This window comes from Sporacetigenium mesophilum DSM 16796, assembly GCF_059569055.1.
The window spans coordinates 15,358-35,892 of sequence record NZ_JCANUR010000012.1; the positions used below are offsets into that span (position 1 = coordinate 15,358).

Here is a 20,535-nt window from a genome sequence, read left to right on the forward strand (position 1 = left end):
GGAGTAGTAATATGACAAAAAAACATAAATCTAAAAGAGTAGGAAATCAAACTGTGCAGCTTGAAAATGAGCCAGTTATAATAGCTACAGCATCTATAGTTGGTCCAAAGGAAGGTCAGGGACCACTTAGAGAATATTTTGATACAATATTAGAAGACGATTTGTTTGGTGAAAAAAGTTGGGAGTTTGCAGAAAGTAAAATGGTAAGAGAGGTTGTTAAATCCGCAGTAGAAAAAACAGATTATGTTTTAAGCAATGTAGATTATATGATTGCTGGAGATTTGCTAAATCAATTACTTTCAACATCTTTTGCAGCTAGAGATATAGGACGACCTTTTCTTGGAATATATGGAGCATGTTCTAATATGTCAGAATCTATGGCACTAGGAGCTATGTTAGTAGATGGTGGGTTTGCAAATTTAGTTGTAGGAACTACATCAAGCCATTTCTCTACAGCAGAAAGACAATTTAGATTTCCACTAGAACTTGGAAATCAAAAACCTATGACAGCACAAAGAACAGTTACAGGGTCAGGATGTGCAGTAATAGCATCTAGTGGAAATGGTCCTAAAATAACTAGAACAACTATAGGCAAGATTGTAGATAAAGGAATAACTGATGGGAATAACATGGGGGCGGCTATGGCTCCAGCAGCAGTTGATACAATAGCTGCTTACTTTGATGATACAAAAGATGATCCAAATAGCTTTGATATAATAGCAACTGGTGATTTAGGGATATTAGGAAAACAAATAGCTTTGGATTTACTAAAAGAACAAGGTATAGATATATCTAAGGTTTATACAGATTGTGGAGTAGAAATATTTGATAAAGACCAAGATGTACACTGTGGTGGTAGTGGTTGTGGATGTTCAGCAACGGTGTTTTCAGGATATATATATAAAAAGTTAATGAAAAAAGAGTTTAACAAGGTTATGCTTGTAGCTACTGGAGCACTATTATCTCCAACAAGTACATTACAAAAACAATCAATACCATGTGTAGCACATGCTGTTATAATTGAAAACAAATAGGAGATGATGTTATGTTATTAGACTACCTAAAGGTATTCTTAGTAGGAGGAACTATATGTCTTATAGGACAAATACTAATGGACTATTTTAAACTCCAAACTCCATATGTACTAGTTAGTTTCGTAACAATAGGTGTTTTACTTACCGTAGTAGGGATATATGAGCCTATTGTCCAGTTTGGAGGATCTGGTGCTACTGTACCACTTACTGGATTTGGATATGCACTAGGCAAAGGAGTAATAGAAGGAGTAAAACAAGAAGGGATATTAGGAGCTTTTAAAGGAGGTACTATGGCGACAGCTGGTGGTATAGCTGGGGCTGCATTATTTGGATACCTTATGTCTATAATATTTAGTCCAAAAACCAAACCATAGGTGATATGATGAAATTATCTAATGATATAAATATAAGTAAATATATAATAAAAAAAAGTTTAGGAATAGGTAAAAATATAGTTGGAAAAGATTTATTGGTTAAAAATAAGTCAGTTTATATTGTATATATAAATAACTATATTCAAAATGATATAATTTATGAAATAATAGACTTGCTAAATAATCTAGATGATAGCTATATAAATTGTTTTTACTTAAAAAGGCTTATACAAAACAATGTTTACTATACGTATACAGAGTGTTTTGATAATATAAATGAACTACAAAGGGCAATACTAAATGGAGAAATAGCAATTATTATAGATGGAGAATATGAAGGGATTTTAGTAAAGTTAAATCACAACGAAAGTAATTCATTATCAGAAGGTATGTATATACCTTTAGGTGATGTATCTAGTTTAAGAATTTATAATTAAATAAGAATATTAAAAAAGTAGAGGACAAGCCCTCTACTTTTATGTTTAATTATTACCCTTGCCAGTTTTTTTTCCTTCGGTATTAGTACCGGGTTGAGTACCAGGCTCAGTACCGGGCTGAGTACCAGGCTCAGTACCAGGAGTAGTACCAGGTTGAGTGCCAGGTTGAGTACCAGGCTGAGTACCAGGATCAGTGCCAGGTTGAGTGCCAGGATCAGTGCCGGGATCAGTGCCAGGTTGAGTACTTGGATATATAGGTTTACCTGTAGCAGGATCTGCAGGTAAAGGCAATCCAGTTGCTGGGTCATATGGCCAACCTGTTATAGGATCTAGAGGATAATTAGGGTTAGTTTCTTCAGGCTTTTTAGATGTAGATGCCCTTGAAGGAACTGTACCTTTTATAAATGCTGCATCAGCTGCATTATATCCAGAACTAGATAAACCACCATCATTTAAATTTATTTTAGCAAATTCTATATTAGAAGGTCTTTTAAAGTCTGAAGCTTCTAAATTTTTATGAACATCATTCATAACTTGCTTCCAAAGACCTGCTGCCATAGAACTTCCATGTTTTAAGGAATTATTTTCGTCATCACCTATCCATGTTGCAGCAACATAATGAGGTGTATATCCTACGAACCAAGCATCTTTATTTCCGTTAGTAGTACCTGTTTTACCAGCTACAGGTATACCATGAGAAAGTTTAGCTCTTCCTCCTGTACCACTATCAACAACAGCTGTCATCATATCTGTTATTACATATGCAACTTCTGGATCTACAACTTTATGTTTTTCAGGTTCATTTTGTATTAAAATTTGGCCATCAGAAGTTTCAACTTTTGTAAATGTAATAGGTTCTACGTAAGTTCCACCATTTGCTAAAGCTCCATAAGCTGCTGTCATTTCTAGTGGAGATATACCTTCTGACATACCACCTAAAGTAAGAGCGCTGAAATTATTATCAGTCTCAGAACCATTTTCTTTTAGTGAAGTTATACCGAAGTTTTTTAGATAATCCTTCATAACATCTACAGCTTCACCATAGGTACTTCCCAATGTTTCTCCTGTTTTTACAGCTGCTGTATTAGATGAGTCTTCCAATGCTTTTCTTAATGTCATTTGACCATTCATAGAATGAGAGTTTTTAGGATTCCATCTATTATTGTCTTTAAACTTATAGTCGCCCATAGAACTGTTAACAAGATCTGCTTGAGTCATACCATTGTCTATTGCTGCAGTATAGACAGATAAAGGTTTTATAGAAGAACCAGGTTGTCTTGGATTGGTCGCTCTATTAAACAACTTACTTCCTGTAGTTTGTCTTCCTCCTATTAATGCTCTAATTTGACCAGTACTATAATCCATTATTACCATAGCACCTTGTGGTTGAACTACACCATTTTTATTAGTATAAGTTCCAGGGAAATTAGAGTTATCTTCAAAATCTTTTTCTAGTTCCTTTTGCATATCATAATCCATAGTAGAGTATATCTTAATACCAGTACCATATATAAGATTTAATGCTTCTTCTTCTTCATATCCTTCTTCTATTAATTTTCTTTCAACATCTTTTACAACTAAATCATATATATATGATGTGTCATTGTTATCATTGTCTTTAGAAACTTTTATTTCAATAGGTGATGCCTTAGCTTCAGTATATTCTTGATCTGTTATATATCCTAATTCCTTCATTTTATATAAAACTAGTTCCTGTCTTTTTTTAGCATGGGGACTTGGAACTGCTTTTCTAACAACCATTGTTCCATTTTTAAGCTCTGAATATTGTTTGTTATCAATAAGACCCCAGTCAAGTAATTTTGAGAACATATCTTTTTCAACATCAGTGGCAGCATCAAATCCATCAGTTTTAGTGTACACGCCGATTTTATCTATTAAATCTTCCTTTGTTTCTGTACCATTTAATTTATCCATTATATAAGGTGAATATCTAGATGGATTCTTAGTTGATCCAGCTAACATAGCTGATTCAGCAAGTGTAAGTTCACTAACATCTTTACCAAAAAAGGTTTTGGAACCAGCTTGAACACCTTTTGTACCTCTACCAATGGACATATCATTTAGATATGCACGTAGAATGTCTTCTTTGCTCATTGCTTTATCAATTTCAAGTGCATAATATATATCCTTTATTTTTCTAATTATACTTTGTTCTGTAGAAGTTAATAAGTTTTTAGATAATTGCATATTAAGGGTACTACCACCTTGCGTAGTATCAGTAAACATAGTGATCAAAGTAGATCTTATAAGACCTTTCCAATCGACACCTTTATGTTCAAAAAACCTTTCATCTTCTATGGCGACAACTGCATTTTGTAAATCCTTTGGGATTTGATTAAGTTTTACAGTTTCTTTCTTTTCACCTTGTCTTATTTCTTTTCTTACTTCGCCATTGCTGTCTAGTATATAAGATGTAGTTTCTAGTTTGTCTTCTATAACTTTCTTTGTTATAGGTTCAGTGTTTTTTAATGCAGCAAATGTAACTGCTGTTGCAATGGAAGACCCCAAAACCATTATCGCAAGAAATACAATTGATATAACCTTTAGATATTTTTTGTTTTTATTAGAATTGCTGCGCCTCTGATAAGAATTTGAGTTATTTTCAGGGCTTTGCTTAGAATTACTTACTTTTTTTCGTCTGATTTTATTGTTATCATTATTATTATCGCTCATTAAAATAAAACCTCCTTATCTTAATGTATAATTATAACATATATAAAAGATTTTTGGAATTTCATATGGCAAAAAGATAATTTACACTCAACAAAATATAAGTGATAATAGAATTATATAATTACATTATTTGAACAAAATATATATATATGGTAAAATATTCATTATTTTTAGAATAAAATTATGTGTGAGGTGTATTCAATGGTAGATATAAAAGAGCAATTAAAAATTATTAACAAAGGTGCAGCTGAAATAATACCAGAAGAAGAATTAATAAAAAAGCTAGAAAAATCTATTAAAGAAAATAAGCCACTTAGAATTAAATTAGGATTAGATCCATCAGCTCCAGATATACACTTAGGTCATACTGTTGTATTAAGAAAAATGAAGGCATTTCAAGATTTAGGTCATAAGGTAGTAATAATAATAGGTGACTATACAGGAATGATAGGAGACCCTACAGGAAAGTCTGAAACTAGAAAGCAATTAACTCAAGAACAAGTTTTAGAAAATGCTAACACTTATCAAGAGCAAATATTTAAAATATTAGATAAAAATAAAACAGAAGTTAGATTTAATGGAGAGTGGTTCTCTAAAATGAACTTTATGGAAGTAGGAAATTTAGCTTCTAATTATACAGTTGCTAGAATGCTAGAAAGAGATGACTTTAAAAAGAGATTTACTAATAATCAAGCTATTTCTATACATGAATTCTTTTATCCATTAATGCAAGGATATGATTCTGTAGCTATACAAAGCGATGTAGAAATGGGAGGAACAGACCAAAAATTCAACATATTAATGGGAAGAACTCTTCAAAAGGAATATAATCAAGATACTCAAATAGCTTTACTTATGCCTATACTTGAAGGTACAGACGGAGTTAAAAAAATGAGTAAGTCTTTAGGAAATTACATAGGTATAAATGAAGACCCTAAGGATATGTATGGTAAAACAATGTCTATACCAGATGAACTTATAATAAGATATTTTGAATTAGTTACAGATGAACATCCAGATAATATAGAAAAAATGAAAAATGATATGAAAGAAGATAAAGTAAATCCAAGAGATTTAAAAATGACATTAGCAAAAGAAATTGTAAAATTGTATCATGGTGAAGAAAAAGCTGTTGAAGCTGAAGAACATTTCAAATCTGTATTCCAAAAAAAGAATTTACCAGATGATATACAAGATTTAGAAATTAGCCTAGAAGATTCAGAAGACGGAATATTTTTTATTCCTAAACTAGTAACTACATTAAAATTATCTCCATCTACAAGTGAAGCAAGAAGACTTATAAAACAAGGTGGAATAAAAATAAATGGAGAAAAAATAAGTGAAGAAAAACTATCTATTAATGATGGAGATATTATACAAGTTGGAAAGAGAAAGTTTGCAAAATTAATATTTAGTAAGTAACATAATAACCTTTCCTTGCATAAAATAGTAAGGGGGGGTTGTTTTTTTGAGAAATTTAGGGAAAATTAAAAGACAAAACCAAATTCGAAAAATATTAGGTATTTTCTTATTTGTATTAGCAGGACTCATTCTCGTATCAACATTTATATATATAGATACAAAATTAAGACCTACAATAATGGTTATAGCAGAGGCAAAGGCATTAGAACTTGCAAACAGATCGATAAATTCAGCTGTTGCAGACATAGTAAAAGACGATATAAAATATGAAGAACTCATGAACATAAAAACAGATAATAATGGAAATATATCCATGGTGCAAGCAAATACTATACTTATGAATAAAATATCTTCAGATGTAGCATTAGAAATACAAAATGAATTAAGACAAATAAGAACTAGGTCTGCAAATGTGCCGATTGGTACAGCTTTAGGAAGTCCCTTACTTGCTAAATATGGACCTCAAATAAAAGTATCAATAGAACCTATAGGAACAGTAGGTGTAAATTTTGGAACTGAATTTGAATCTTCTGGTATAAATCAAACGAGACATAGGATATACTTAATAGTTAAAACTCAAGTTAGAGTAGTTATACCTTTGACAACATCTACCCAAGAAGTTAAGTCTCAAGTGCCTGTATGTGAAACTATAATAATAGGAGATGTTCCAGAAAATTACGTTAATATTCCTAAAGAAAACATACCAGATATCTTGCAAAATAATGAAAACTAAAATTCGCTGCGCTCATATAGCCAACGACCTTTAGAAAGTGAGACCTTGCTCAAATTTATTAGTTGGAAATAGGAAAAAGGGGATAAATTATTTATCCCCTTTTAACATCCATCCAATATATACAGCATATCCATAAGAAGGATCGTTTTCTATAGCATGAGAGATAGCTCCTATTACTTTATTATTTTGAATTATGGGAGTACCACTCATGCCTTGAACAACTCCACCAGTATAATCTAACAACCTTTTGTCAGTAATTTTTATTTTAAAAGTTTTAGATTGAGGATGGTTTTGATTATCAATGTTAACAATTTCTATTTCATATTTTTCGATTTTATTATCTTTATTTTGTAATAAAACATAAGCTTTGTCTAATTTTATTTCACTTAAATCTGCAACTTTATAGCTTGGTAAATTATTAAAATTATTATCATTTATTTTTCCAAGTATACCAAATTCAGTATTATTATTAAAATTACCTATTACATTTTCTTTTTGTGCACTTATAGAACCTACATTACCTCTAAATGATTTTTCTACATATACTTTAGATGTAGAATATATCTCACCATTTTTTATAGGGATTTTCCTAGCATTTCCCAAACTTATAGGATGGGCAACTGCACCAAACTCTTTATTTTTGGGATTTAAATAAGTTAATGTAGCAAAACCGGACAATAAATTATTAAAATTAATATTTTCAAGTACTGATTTATCTGTACGTATCACAGAATCTCTATTGTTTCTTTTTAATTTTACTTCAACAGATTCATCTTTGCCTAAATTATCTATTACATCGTTCAATATATTTTGATTTTTTATAGGAGTTCCATTTATATCGAGAATATAATCTCCAACTTGAAATGGACATCCAGAATAAGAACTTCTAACAATTATATTTTCTAACTCTGCATCTATCTGGATTACATTACCAATAGGTGTTAAATAAATTTCTTCATTATTTTTTGAAGAATTTGCATAAATATTATCTGTGGAGATAAAATATAGTAAGAAAGCAAATACAAAACATTTTATTACTTTTTTAAAATTAAAATACATTGAACCACCTTCTTTCTTCAGATTTAAACAAGTTGATTTTATGTTTCTTTTAAAAGTTGGTGTTAAGTTTATTCTTTACAATAATTATTTTTTAATGTCTGGAAAGATGATGTATTCATTGATAAATTTATATGGGGGAATAATATGGAAATATATCAGCATAAACTCAAGTTGATAGATTATATAAAGTCTAAAAATAAAAGACTCATAGCTCCACTTGGAGGAAATAAAACTCTAGGACACGATATAATATATGATTGTATTCATTTTGATGAAATATGTAATATATTAAGAAATAAAAATTATTTAAAAGATGAGATAATAAATAAATATATAAAAAACTTTAAAAAACAAAAACAAGAAAGCAATGCATTAGTAGGAAGTGGATTTTTTGGTCCATTTACTTGTGCATGTATTTATATGGATATAAATATGTCTAAAGATATATGTAATGATAATCCAGAATATGCACATGAGATAATAAACAATATGACTGACTTAATGATTGATTATGTAAAACTTATGGAAAAATTAGGTTCAAATCTTTTATGGATAGCAGAGCCTATGGCATATTTACTTTCAAAAGAAAAATTTAATGAATTTAGTGGAAACTATCTGAAAAAAATATTTGAAAACACTGATGTTTTTGGATTTCTACATATATGTGGAGATGTTACAGATATAATAGATGATATGGTAAAAACTAAAGCTCAATGTATTAGTTTAGACCAAAATGTAAATTTAATTGATATTATAAACAAAGTGCCTAAAGATATTGTAATAATGGGAAATACAGATCCCATGTTTGTTTTAAAATCAAACTATGAAGAAATTTATAATAATGCTCTTCAGTTAAATATTAACTTAAAAAACATAGATAATTATATATTTAGTACAGGATGTATATTACCTGAGCAAACTCCAAGTTTAAATATAAAGGCACTATTTGACGCGGGGGATTATTATAATAAAAAAATAAAGGATGCTTAATAGCATCCTTTATTTAAATTAAATTGAAGTTTCTAACCCACTATCTAACATTTCTATAAAAGCTGACATACGAGTTTTTAATTGTCCTACATCACTTTGAGAATAATCAGTTTCTAGTGCCATATAAGGAACATTTTTTGAACTCATAGATCTTTTAACATTAAAGCTTTCAACATTGTATGTATGACATGCTTGTAATATAACATCTATAACTCCATCAACTTGATATTCATCAATTAGTTCTGAAAGTAATTCTATTCTTTTATTGTTTGGACTCATACAAGAGCATGGTATATTAAGATATTTCTTTGCTAAAGCATCCATAGGATCTATATTTTCATCTACTAGTTCATGAGTAGCTTTTATACCAGTACAGTTTTCAAAGCCAACAACTACAGCATCATTTTCTTCTATGATTTTAACTATTTTTTCAGTAGCTCCACCCATAGGACATCCTGTTATAAGAATTCTCTTTTTACCTTCACCAGCATTTTTTCCTTCTTTATATTCAGCCTTTATGTCTTTAACAAGTTCTCTTAAGCTATTTATACTTTCATTTTTATCCATTTTAAAAGTAGAACCATATAGAACTTGTAACATTTGAAGTCCTGTTATAGGAGCTGGATCGAGTTGGCCTAATTCATAAAATTCTCTTAAGGCCTTTCTTTCTTCGTTTCTAATTTTAATTGCATCTTTTAACTTATCTTCAGTTATTTCAACATTAAATTCTTTTTCTAATCTTTCCTTAAGAACTACCATTTCTTCCTTCCAAGTTCTAAGAGGAGTTTCTCCTATAGAAGTATTTGGAAGTTGCATAACATGTACAGGTTTTATTTCATTCATTAACTCAAACATTTTCTTTTTACCATCGCAAGTAGTTTCACCTACTATTAAATCTGAGAAGTAAAAATATGGACATGTATCAGATTTTGCAAATCCATAACTAGCCTTAACAAGTGGACATAGGTTTCTAGGAAGATCCTTTTCAGCAGCTGGTATTGGCTCTTCACTCATAGCACACAATGATATAGGTACAGCATCAGCTGCTAACATTATCTCCCATGGAGTATATGTACAGTAAGTTCCTACAATGTTTTTCCCTTGATCTTTTAAATTCTTAACTGTTATAAATCCTTGTCTTCTAGCATCATTAAATTCATCAAATTGTTTTGGAAGTTGATTATTCATAAGTATCCCCCTTAAAATAAAAAGTTTGTCAAATCTAAGTATACGATTATATTTCTAAGTAGTCTAATTTATAATTTCTATATTCAAACTATTATAAATAGATAATTTCTATTTATATATAAACATCACATATATAATACTAAATTCATATTATATATAACATTAAATATAGGACTTAGGGGTGGGATAGATATGTTAGGATTTTTTATAGGAAATATGTATTGCTATCCTCAATTATATGATTTATATGTAGTACCACAACTAGCAAACAATATATTACTAGAAAAAAATATAGCTATAATATCAAATAATGGCCAGTATGTAACAGTAGATGAAGAAAATAAATTAATTGCTAATAAAGACACTATAGGAGAAAAAGAAAAATTTAAACTTATAAAAGTAGCACATAACAAAATAGCATTATTAGCATATAATAAAAAATTTGTATGCTCAGAACAAGGAGGAGGGTATGAACTTATAGCTAATAGAGAAGTAATAGGAAATTGGGAAACTTTCACCATATTTCCTATAGGTAATGGTAAAGTAACAATGAGAGTTTATAACGGTAAGTATATAGGGATAAATAATGATGAAGAGAGAATTCTAATATCTGATAAAGATGGAATTGTCCTATCAGGTAGATTTAGAATAATAGAATTGGTGTAGAGTACCCTAAATAGGGTGCTTTATCATGGCGATTTATGTATATAATATATACAAATACATAAATAATGGAGGCAATTATGTTTAAGGATAAAATTGTTCTTGTAACTGGAGGAGCAAATGGAATAGGTAAGGCTATAGCAGAAGAATATCTAAAAAATAATGCTATAGTAATAATAGGAGATATAGATGAAGAACAAGGATTTTTAATACAAGAAAAGTGGACAAACCTAAATAAAGAAGTTTTATTTTATAAAATAGATTTTTCAAAATCAGATAGTATATTAAATATGATGGACTTTATAATAAATAAGTACAAAAAAATAGATATTTTAATAAATAATGTTGGGATATCTAAGTTTCAAAACCCATTAGAATTAAGTATAGATGACTGGGATTATATATTAAATGTAAATCTAAGAAGTGTATTTATAACATCAAGAGAAATGGCCCAAAATATGAAAGATAAAGGTGGGAACATAGTAAATATAGCATCTACTAGAGCCTTTATGTCTGAAGAGGGAACTTTGGCTTATAGTGCATCAAAAGGTGCAATAGTTGCACTTACTCATTCGTTAGCAATAAGTTTTTCTAAATATAACATAAAGGTAAATTGTATAAGCCCTGGATGGATACAAAATTTAGACTATGATAGCTTAACAAAAGAAGATCATATACAACATCCATCTAATAGAGTAGGTAAGCCGGAGGATATAGCTAGAGCTTGTTTATTTCTAACTAATGATGAAAATGACTTCATAAATGGAGAAAATATAATAATTGATGGGGGTATTACTAAAAAGATGATATATAGTGAATAAATTTAAAAAGCACCTATACTTATTGAGTAGGTGCTTTTGGTTTTTTCTTTTTAGTTTTTTTACGGTGCACATCTTTAACTTTATCAGCAGCAACTTCAGCACCAGCACCTGGGCTAATTGGATTTGTTGGGCCAGCTACATCAGAAAATGAGTCCTCTGTATCATCTGAATTATCTGGGGTGCAAAGTTCTCTAGCTGTATTAATAAGATTTAATTGCTCTGCAATAACGGCAAAAAAAGCAATAAGTACAGTTAGCTCTTCTTTATCTAATTCATCAGCAATTGCAAGAGATAAAGCTGAAGACAAAGCAATATAATCCCTAGGGGCAAAACGACATAACTTAGATTTAGCCATACTGTTAATCCTCCATAACTAAAACTTATAATTAAGTATATGGACATTAGCTTGTACAATATTACTTGTCAAATATAAATGTTTTAGAAAGTCTATCTTTACCAATAACTGTATTTTTAAATATCGCTTTAGTGTTCTCTAAAAAATCTTCAGGATTATTCATAGCTGGACTAAAATGTGTAAGCCATAATTCATCTACATGAGCTTTATTTGCCATTGTTGCAGCTTCACTAAAAACCATGTGTTTTTTAGGTATCATTTTAGGTATATATAAGTCGTCTCCATACATACCTTCACATACAAATAAGTTACTATCCTTTGCAAAATCTATAATTTCATCTAATGGCCTAGAATCAGTACAATATGTTACTTTGATACCGCTTCTAGGTTGTCCTAAAACCATATCTGATTTATATATTATTCCTTCATATTCAACTATATCTTGCTTTTGCAAAACACTCCATAACTTTTGTGGAACTTTATTGAAAGTTGCTTTATCCTTATCAAACTTTGGGGACCTTCTTAAATAAAATGAATAAGCATTACAATTGGTTCTATGGTCTACCGATAGAGATGATATTGATATATTATTTATATTTAATAAGTCATTACTATATCCATCAGATTCTATTATGTTTATATCATATGGAAGGTCTGGACATAAAACTCTAAGTCCATTTATTATATCTTTAATTCCAGTAGGACCTACTATTGTAAGGGGCGTAGTTTTTTGTGAATTAGCAATAGTAAGTAAAAGTCCTGGTATACCTACTGTATGATCTGCATGAAAGTGTGTTATACAAAGGACATCTATAGATTTAAAGCCACAGCCTAATAATTTCATTGATACCTGAGTTCCTTCTCCACAATCTACAAGTATCTTAGAACCATTATATGTTATAAGAAGAGATGTTAAATATCTATCTGGAGTAGGCATGCTTCCTCCACATCCAAGTAAAGTAATATCTATCATAAAATCACCTTTCTAAATATATATTGATTTTATTTTTTGATAAAATAGGATTTATATTCTAATAAATATTCACTTTTAAATTATTGCACATATAATAAATTATAGATATAATAAGATAATTAGATATTTATCTAAATAATTAATACAATGAAAGTAGGTGAATATATGAACGATATATTTAAAGCGTTGGGAGATCCAACAAGAAGAAAAATACTAAATATGTTGAGAGAAAAGGATTTAACTGCAGGAGAAATAGCAGATAATTTTAATATGACAAAGCCATCTATAAGTAATCATTTGAATATACTAAAAAATGCAGATTTGGTTATGTCGGATAAAAAAGGACAGTATGTATATTATTCATTAAACACCACGGTATTTCAAGAGATAATACAATTTTTATTTGATTTATCTAAGAAAGGGGAAAATTATAATGAAGAAAACGAATAGGTTAATATTAATGTTATCAATTATATCTTTAATTTTAACAACTATTATTTATCCAAACTTACCGGATGTAATACCCCAACATTTTGGTCCTAGTGGAGAGGTAGATAAATATGGGCCTAAATATATGGTATTTATAATGGCAATTATGCCTATTGCTATTTACTTTTTTATGGATATAACTAGAAGTATAGACCCTAAAAAAGAATCCTACAAAAAACATGAAAAGGCATATGCTGCTATTAAATTAGTTACAGCCATATTATTTATTATAATGAACTGGACAATGATACTTATATCTTTAGGATATAATTTAAGAATAAATATTATTATATCTATATGTATAGGGATAATGTTTATAATAATTGGAAATTATATGACTCAACTTAGAGATAACTTTTTTATGGGAATAAAAAATCCCTGGACATTAAGTGATAGTACTGTTTGGAAGAAAACACATAGGGTAGGCGGATATACATTTATGTTATTAGGGGTTATATGTATATTATCAGGCTTAATGTCTATATACAGACCGGAGATAAGTTTTATAGTATTTATGTCAATTACAATTATATGGACAATAGGTATAAATTTGTATTCATATATAATATACAGAAAACTACACAATAAAGATATATAAATATAAAAAAGACTACACTGTTTGTAGTCTTTTTTAATTATAAGGATATTATAATTTATCCGTTCTGTGGATAAGTTATAATATCCAACTAATACATTTGAGCAACGGACCTGATTCTCAAGGTCGTTGGCGACATGAGGGTCGCGAATTTTTTATATGTTTAAGAAAAATATTCCTACTAATGTAATTAATATACCAAATAATTCTTTCTTTGATAATGTTTCTTTAAATACCATTATTCCAAATAAATTTATAACTAATATCGTACCTACTGAATAAGTAGGAAAAGCTATAGATGCTTTTATATATTTAAGTGAATTTATTAAGAAAAATGTTGAAAAAAGGTTAGGTATACCTACGCATACACCTGTAGCTATATCATATTTAGTTATTGAACTACCTTTTTTAAAAGATTTATATAATAAAACTAAACTAAGTAAAAATGCAGTAAAAAATACAATAAATAAAAATAAAGATTTATATTCTACTAAAGTATACTTTTCAAATATTTTAGAAGTAAATTCTGTAAATCCATTTACAAAAAATAAAAGAATCAAACTCCATTTAATAGATTTATAATTAAATTTATTACTTGAAAAGTCTAAGTTTATTATGAGTATAGATAATATTGATAAAACTATACCTATCCATTGAAAGCTACTTGGAATTTCACCCCATAGACTTATGGATAGCAATGTAGGAACAATTATACCAAGTTTAGAAAATGTTCCTGTTAAAGAAATTCCTTGTTTGTATACACAGAATTGATACATTAATAGGGATATTAAATATAATACTCCAGTAATACTCCCAAGAAATATACACCAAGTTAGTGTGTATTGTAATGAAAATACATTGTTATTGGAAATAACAGTATTAGCTTCACTTAAAAAATTAGATACCTCGATATCTGGAATTATGCTTTTAGATTGAAATATTAATATTAAACTTATAAAAACAGCTGTCATATAATTAAAAGTTGTTACAGCATATCTATTTAATTTATTATTTTCACTTATTTTAAATATTATAGCTATAGCTGAACTACATAAAATAGAAATTATTAAATAAAACATAAAACCACTCCTTCCTTATGTATTATATAGGAAATTATTATTAGGCGATACATAAAAAATTAAGATTTGACTCACATTATATCTATAAAGCTAAAGAAGGAGTGATAAAATGAAAAAGTACAGAATTTTAGTTAGTGCACTTATAATTTTAGGAGTATTTTTAATATCAACATCTAATCCTATGGTAGATTTAAGTACAAGTTTGAATTTTAGAAATAAAAAGGAAAACAAAGACATTGTAATATGCATAGACCCTGGACATCAGTCAAAAGGAGACCCAAAACAAGAACCTGTAGCACCAGGATCAGGTCAGACAAAAGCAAGGGTATCATCGGGAACATCTGGAGTTGCAACTAAGAAGGCGGAGTATATACTAAATCTAGAAGCATCTATGGTATTAAAAGAAATTTTAGACCAAAAAGGATATAAGGTTGTTATGACTAGAACTACCCATGATATAAATATAAGTAATGCAGAAAGAGCTATGCTTGCAAATAAAGAAAAGGCAGATATGACTGTTAGAATACATGCAGATAGTTTAGCTAATTCCGGCAAAACAGGAGCTTCTATATTAGTCCCATCTAAAAGTGGCAAATATACAACTACAATATATGATTCAAGTTACAAATGTGCTCAAATAGTAAAAGATAAAATGGCTCAATCAGGTATAAAAGTTAATGGGATATTTGAAAGAGGAGACTTAACTGGATTTAATTGGTCTACAGTTCCAGTTATATTAGTTGAAATGGGATTTATGAGTAATTATAACGAAGATAGGATGATGTCAGATCCTAACTATCAAATGAAAATGATGCAAGCAATAGGGGATGGAATTGAAGAATATGTTAAATCAAATTTATCAAATAAACAAACTGAAGGTCGATAATCCTAATAAGGATAAACTAATAAACAAGGCTAGAAACTTACCAGAAGTTCCTGGTATATATTTAATGAAGGATAAAAATAATTATATAATTTATGTTGGAAAATCTAAGAATCTTAAGAATAGGGTTACTTCTTACTTTTATGAATTAAAAAATAGATCATCTAAAATAGAAAAAATGATAGGAAATATAGAAGATTTTGATTATATAGTTACAGATACAGAATTAGATGCATTAGTATTAGAATGTAATTATATAAAAAAAATAAAACCTATGTATAATAGTATGCTAAAAAATCACAATAAATATCCATATATTAGAATTGCTATAGAAGAAGAGTATCCCTATTTAGAATTATGCTTTGAAAAAGATGATAACAAAAGTATGTATTTTGGACCTTATGTAAGTAGAAGTTATGCACAAGATATATTAAACTACATTAATTTTAAATATAAAATAAGAAAATGTAAAAGATACAAAAATAGTCCATGCTTAGATTATCATCTTAAAAAATGTACAGGTCCATGTACAAATAACATAGATAAAGATGAATATAAAACCAATATAGATGAAACAATACATCTTCTAAAAGGAAATATTTTAAAGCATATTAATGACTTAGAACGTAGGATGATGCAATGTTCTATAGATTTGAATTTTGAAGAAGCTCAAATATGCAAAGACTATATATCTACATTAAAATACTTATCAGTAAATCAAAAGGTAATAAATGAAACATATAAAGGCAGGAATATATTAGCTTGCGAAAAAATATGTAATAATAATGTGAAAATATTTTTAATCAAAGGTAATAATATAGTATACAGTGAGGTTATTGACAAATATAAATACAATTTAAATGTATTAAGTGCAAAATTAAAATATTATATAGAACGTTATTTTAATAAAGATATTGAAAATATAGTTTTAAATAAAGAAGACATAGATGAGGCAATTATTATCTATTCTTATTTAAAATCAAAAAACAACAATATAAAACATGTAGAAATTCAAAAAAACTTGCTTAATAAAAATAATGAAAATAGATTAGACACATATATATACAATTTTATTAATAACGAAATTTTGATTTAAAAAATCTAAAACCTTAGGTGATGATAATGAAAAGACACGTTGAAAAAGCTTATGGAAATGCACTTTATAGTACTTTAAAGGCAGTAAACCCAGTTAAGAAAAAGATAATAAATACTCATTGTCTTGTTCATAAATTTATACAACAACACTCTCTTCAAATATTAAAAAATGAAGGTCATATGAAAGAGTACATACTTTTTATGAGTTATATAGAAGATATTAACAAAGGATTAGTTTGGGCAGATCAAGATTTTAAAAGTTATAGCCATTTTTATAATCCAATAACTCAAAAAGGAAAATATGGTTACGAAGACAATGCATTAATTTTAGCGAGAAGATATTATAATAAAGCTATAAAGTTTTATGCTCTAAAAAAATATAAAAAATCTATGTTTTTCTTGGGAGCTGCATGTCATATAATACAAGACTTGACTATACCACAACATGCAAAAGGAAAATTATTGGATAAACATAGACAATTTGAAACTTTTGTAAAAAAACATTACAATATGACTGCTAACTTTAGGGTTGAAAAAGGATCTATAAAATTAAAATCTATTAAAGAGTATGTAGATTTCAATTCCAAAATGGCATTAAAAATAGATGAAAGATATGAAGATATAGAGCAAGAAAGACTTAGATTTTATAAAATAGCTATGAAAAGCTTGGCATTATCTCAACAAAGTACAGCTGGCTGTATGATAATGTTTTACAATGATTTATTTAGTTAAAAAATGTAGGTAATTATAAAATGGGGGAAATTCAATGGAGTTTATAAGTAATTTTAAAAAATTAAATAAAAATGTTTTTTTATTCTTAATAATAAACTTATTTGCATCTTTTTCAATGGGTATATTTATTATGTTTGCAGGTATATATCTAAAAGAAATAGGATATGGAGAACATTTTGTAGGAACTATACTTTCGGTAAATACAGTTGCTATAGCCTTAGGCTCTATAATAAGTGCTTATTTAATAGAAAGAGTAGGTAGAAAAAATAGCTTTGTAATTGGATTTATATGTATAGCAGTAGGTGGTATATTTATAGTGCTTGTAAATAACCCATTAGTTATAATTATTATGGCAATAATAAATGGATTTGGATTAAGTATAAAAATGACTGCAGAAGGTATGTATCTTACAGAAAATACTAAAGAAGAAAATAGAGTATTTGTTTTTAGTATAAATTTTATAATAGCTAATATAGGAATGATGGGTGCAAGTTTTTTAGGTGGATTGGCTTCAAATATGTTATCTAATTATTTTAGCAATATAACATCTATAGTATATATATTTATAGGATCATCTTTGTTATCTTTATTGTCACTAATATCTATATATTTTATGAAGGAACCCGAAAATTCAGATAATAGAACTCTAAAAGATTGTTTAAAAGGTTATATAAATATATTAAATAAAAAAGTAGCAACATTTATGACATACAACTTCATTATAGGAGTTGGAGCAGGACTGGTTGTGCCATTTTTTAGTGTATACCTAAAATACTCCATGGATATATCAGATGATATTGTGGGGTCAATATTGTCAATTTCTCAGATAGGATGTATAATAGGTGGATTTATTATTCCTATAATGGCTAATAAACTAGGAAGAATAAGATCAGTTATAATATGTCAATTACTATCTATCCCATTTTTATTATCTATAGCATTTCCCCAAGGAATAGCAATAATAACATTATCATTTTTTATGAGAAATGGACTTATGAACATGGCGATGCCTCTTATACAAAACTTATCAATGGAAATTGTAGATGAAAAAGAAAGAACAAATCTAAGTAGCTTTGTATCTTTATCAAGCAATATAAGTAGGGCATTGGGTATATATATTGGAGGATTTCTAATGGAAACATTTACTTACAATACTCCTTACTATTTTACAGTTCTATTTTATATAATAGGAGTTGTAATGTTTGCATTTATGTATAAAAGAGAAATAAAAATAGAAAAACAAAAAGTTTGTGTATAAGGTGCTTATTAATAAGCACTTTTTATTTGACTTTTTTGTCTGAATTTAGATAATATAGTATAGATGATTAAAAATATTAATGATAGAGGTGTATAGATTGCTAGTAGTAGAAAATGTAAACCATGGCTTTGGATCTAGAATTATACTTGAAAATGTTTCATTTAGGCTTAGAAAAGGAGAGCACATAGCTTTAGTTGGGCCTAATGGAGAGGGAAAATCTACTTTTTTAAATATAATAACTAAAAAACTTATGCCTGATGCAGGAATGATAAAGTGGTCAAATAGAGTAAGTGTAGGATATTTAGATCAACATACAGTACTTGAAAAAGGAAAAAGTATAAGAGATGTATTAAGAGATGCATTTAAAGGAATGTTTGACTTAGAAAATGAAATGTTAGCCATGTACGATAAAATGGCTGAAGCAAATGACGATGAAATGCAAAAACTTATGGAAGAAACAGCAGAAATACAAACGATACTAGAACATAGTGGATTTTATACAATAGATGCAAAGATACAAGAAGTTGCCAATGGATTAGGGGTTGGAGACTTAGGGTTAGATAAAGATGTTACTGATTTAAGTGGTGGACAAAGAACAAAGGTACTTTTAACTAAACTTCTTCTTGAAAATCCTACTATACTAATATTAGATGAGCCTACAAACTATTTAGATGAAGAGCACATAAATTGGTTGACTAGATATCTTCAAGAATATGAAAATAGCTTTGTACTAGTATCTCATGACATACCTTTTATAAATGATACATGTAATGTTATATACCATATGGAAAATGGAGAACTTAATAGATATAAAGGAAATTACGATGAATTCATGAGATTGCATGAGATAAAAAAGAGACAAGAAAACCAAGCATATGAAAGACAAGTAGATGAAAGAAAGAAACTTGAGGATTTTATTTCTAGAAATAAAGCTAGAGTTGCAACTAGAGGAATGGCAAACAGTAGACAAAAGCAATTAGATAAGATGGAAATATTAGAAAGACCAAAAGAAAAAATAAAACCTACTTTTCATTTTACTGAAGCAAGGGTACCTAGTAAGATAGTATTTGAAACTGAAAATCTAATTTTAGGATATAATGAACCTCTTACTAAACCTCTTAATTTCCAATTAGAAAGAGGGAAGAAGGTAGCTTTAAAAGGTATGAACGGTATAGGAAAATCTACTCTTCTTAAAACATTATTAGGTATAATTAAGCCTTTTAATGGACAAGTTGAAGTAGGGGATTATCTAGAAGTAGGTTATTTTGAACAAGAAAGTTCAAGAGATAATTCTAATACTCCAATGGATGAAATATGGGAGGAATACCCATCACTTAGTAACTTTGAAGTAAGACAACATTTAGCTAAATGTGGTTTAAGCAATGATCATATAACTAGCCAAATGAAGGTTTTAAGTGGTGGAGAAGCTGCAAAGGTTAGAATATGCAAACTTATGTTAAAGAAGATAAATTTCTTAGTATTAGATGAGCCTACTAACCACTTAGATACAGAAGCTAAGGCAGAGCTTAAAAAAGCAATAAAGGAATTTAAGGGAACTGTGTTATTAGTATCTCATGAGCCAGATTTTTATTTAGATATAGTAGACGATGTATTGAATATAGAGGATTTTACAACTAAAATAGTATAGTCGTTAGTGGAGG

Annotated in this window: 21 protein-coding genes; 15 read left to right on the plus strand and 6 right to left on the minus strand. The window is 28.5% G+C overall.

Going from position 1 to position 20,535, the window contains the following annotated elements; genetic code table 11:
• The first annotated feature begins 11 nt into the window (after positions 1-11).
• Genes spoVAD through BS62_RS10240 form a run of 3 tightly spaced genes read left to right on the plus strand, consistent with a single transcriptional unit; the run spans position 12 to position 1,845 of the window.
• Positions 12-1,034: a stage V sporulation protein AD gene (spoVAD, locus tag BS62_RS10230; RefSeq protein ID WP_496491173.1), complete on the plus strand. Its 1,023-nt coding sequence runs from the start codon at positions 12-14 to the stop codon at positions 1,032-1,034.
• A gap of 11 nt (positions 1,035-1,045) precedes the next feature.
• Positions 1,046-1,408 carry a SpoVA/SpoVAEb family sporulation membrane protein gene (locus BS62_RS10235; protein WP_496491174.1) on the plus strand — a complete coding sequence of 121 codons (363 nt, stop codon included), beginning with the start codon at positions 1,046-1,048 and terminating at the stop codon, positions 1,406-1,408.
• 5 nt (positions 1,409-1,413) lie between these two features.
• The gene (locus BS62_RS10240) at positions 1,414-1,845 is read left to right on the plus strand and encodes a spore germination protein (RefSeq protein ID WP_496491175.1); all 432 of its coding nucleotides are present in this window, start codon (positions 1,414-1,416) and stop codon (positions 1,843-1,845) included.
• 45 nt (positions 1,846-1,890) lie between these two features.
• On the opposite strand, the gene BS62_RS10245 is transcribed toward BS62_RS10240, so the two are convergent.
• Complete coding sequence (locus tag BS62_RS10245; RefSeq protein ID WP_496491176.1) at positions 1,891-4,539, minus strand: transglycosylase domain-containing protein; 2,649 nt, start codon at positions 4,537-4,539, stop codon at positions 1,891-1,893.
• Between the two features lie 201 nt (positions 4,540-4,740).
• Here BS62_RS10245 and tyrS point away from each other — a divergent pair, with 201 nt between their 5' ends.
• Entirely contained in the window at positions 4,741-5,961 is a 1,221-nt protein-coding gene (tyrS, locus tag BS62_RS10250) for a tyrosine--tRNA ligase (RefSeq protein ID WP_496491177.1), read from the plus strand.
• A 46-nt stretch (positions 5,962-6,007) separates the two neighbouring features.
• On the plus strand, positions 6,008-6,694 hold the full coding sequence (gene yunB / locus BS62_RS10255; protein WP_496491178.1) for a sporulation protein YunB: 687 nt from the start codon (positions 6,008-6,010) through the stop codon (positions 6,692-6,694).
• An 87-nt stretch (positions 6,695-6,781) separates the two neighbouring features.
• On the opposite strand, the gene BS62_RS10260 is transcribed toward yunB, so the two are convergent.
• Complete coding sequence (locus BS62_RS10260) at positions 6,782-7,753, minus strand: SpoIVB peptidase S55 domain-containing protein (RefSeq protein ID WP_496491179.1); 972 nt, start codon at positions 7,751-7,753, stop codon at positions 6,782-6,784.
• A 144-nt stretch (positions 7,754-7,897) separates the two neighbouring features.
• On the opposite strand from BS62_RS10260, the gene BS62_RS10265 reads away from it, so the two are divergent.
• Positions 7,898-8,743 carry a uroporphyrinogen decarboxylase family protein gene (locus BS62_RS10265; RefSeq protein ID WP_496491180.1) on the plus strand — a complete coding sequence of 282 codons (846 nt, stop codon included), beginning with the start codon at positions 7,898-7,900 and terminating at the stop codon, positions 8,741-8,743.
• Between the two features lie 18 nt (positions 8,744-8,761).
• On the opposite strand, the gene BS62_RS10270 is transcribed toward BS62_RS10265, so the two are convergent.
• Positions 8,762-9,931, minus strand: a complete 1,170-nt coding sequence (locus BS62_RS10270; protein ID WP_496491181.1) for a double-cubane-cluster-containing anaerobic reductase — start codon at positions 9,929-9,931, stop codon at positions 8,762-8,764.
• A 192-nt stretch (positions 9,932-10,123) separates the two neighbouring features.
• Here BS62_RS10270 and BS62_RS10275 point away from each other — a divergent pair, with 192 nt between their 5' ends.
• Positions 10,124-10,597, plus strand: coding sequence for a fascin domain-containing protein (locus tag BS62_RS10275; RefSeq protein WP_496491182.1), 474 nt, complete (start codon positions 10,124-10,126; stop codon positions 10,595-10,597).
• 77 nt (positions 10,598-10,674) lie between these two features.
• Positions 10,675-11,415 (plus strand): SDR family oxidoreductase, encoded by a 741-nt coding sequence (locus tag BS62_RS10280; protein ID WP_496491183.1) that lies wholly within the window; start codon positions 10,675-10,677, stop codon positions 11,413-11,415.
• Between the two features lie 19 nt (positions 11,416-11,434).
• Here the strand turns inward: BS62_RS10280 and BS62_RS10285 are convergent, their stop codons facing one another.
• Positions 11,435-11,770, minus strand: a complete 336-nt coding sequence (locus tag BS62_RS10285; protein WP_496491184.1) for a hypothetical protein — start codon at positions 11,768-11,770, stop codon at positions 11,435-11,437.
• A gap of 61 nt (positions 11,771-11,831) precedes the next feature.
• The gene (locus BS62_RS10290) at positions 11,832-12,743 is read right to left on the minus strand and encodes a ribonuclease Z (RefSeq protein WP_496491185.1); all 912 of its coding nucleotides are present in this window, start codon (positions 12,741-12,743) and stop codon (positions 11,832-11,834) included.
• A 165-nt stretch (positions 12,744-12,908) separates the two neighbouring features.
• Here BS62_RS10290 and BS62_RS10295 point away from each other — a divergent pair, with 165 nt between their 5' ends.
• Positions 12,909-13,193 carry an autorepressor SdpR family transcription factor gene (locus BS62_RS10295; protein WP_496491186.1) on the plus strand — a complete coding sequence of 95 codons (285 nt, stop codon included), beginning with the start codon at positions 12,909-12,911 and terminating at the stop codon, positions 13,191-13,193.
• A complete protein-coding gene (locus BS62_RS10300) occupies positions 13,177-13,830 on the plus strand; it encodes an SdpI family protein (protein ID WP_496491187.1) in 654 nt (217 codons plus the stop codon). Before BS62_RS10295 ends, BS62_RS10300 begins: the two co-directional genes overlap by 17 nt.
• Before the next feature lie 152 nt (positions 13,831-13,982).
• Here BS62_RS10300 and BS62_RS10305 read toward each other — a convergent pair whose 3' ends face one another.
• Positions 13,983-14,906: an SMR family transporter gene (locus tag BS62_RS10305; protein ID WP_496491188.1), complete on the minus strand. Its 924-nt coding sequence runs from the start codon at positions 14,904-14,906 to the stop codon at positions 13,983-13,985.
• A 109-nt stretch (positions 14,907-15,015) separates the two neighbouring features.
• On the opposite strand from BS62_RS10305, the gene BS62_RS10310 reads away from it, so the two are divergent.
• From BS62_RS10310 to BS62_RS10330, 5 genes are all read left to right on the plus strand, one after another.
• Positions 15,016-15,792 carry an N-acetylmuramoyl-L-alanine amidase family protein gene (locus tag BS62_RS10310; RefSeq protein WP_496491189.1) on the plus strand — a complete coding sequence of 259 codons (777 nt, stop codon included), beginning with the start codon at positions 15,016-15,018 and terminating at the stop codon, positions 15,790-15,792.
• Positions 15,749-16,885: a GIY-YIG nuclease family protein gene (locus tag BS62_RS10315; protein WP_496491248.1), complete on the plus strand. Its 1,137-nt coding sequence runs from the start codon at positions 15,749-15,751 to the stop codon at positions 16,883-16,885. Before BS62_RS10310 ends, BS62_RS10315 begins: the two co-directional genes overlap by 44 nt.
• A gap of 26 nt (positions 16,886-16,911) precedes the next feature.
• Positions 16,912-17,616, plus strand: coding sequence for a zinc dependent phospholipase C family protein (locus BS62_RS10320; protein WP_496491190.1), 705 nt, complete (start codon positions 16,912-16,914; stop codon positions 17,614-17,616).
• Positions 17,617-17,650: 34 nt separating this feature from the next.
• Positions 17,651-18,874 (plus strand): MFS transporter, encoded by a 1,224-nt coding sequence (locus tag BS62_RS10325; RefSeq protein WP_496491191.1) that lies wholly within the window; start codon positions 17,651-17,653, stop codon positions 18,872-18,874.
• 79 nt (positions 18,875-18,953) lie between these two features.
• Positions 18,954-20,522, plus strand: coding sequence for an ABC-F family ATP-binding cassette domain-containing protein (locus BS62_RS10330; RefSeq protein ID WP_496491192.1), 1,569 nt, complete (start codon positions 18,954-18,956; stop codon positions 20,520-20,522).
• Positions 20,523-20,535 lie beyond the last annotated feature (13 nt).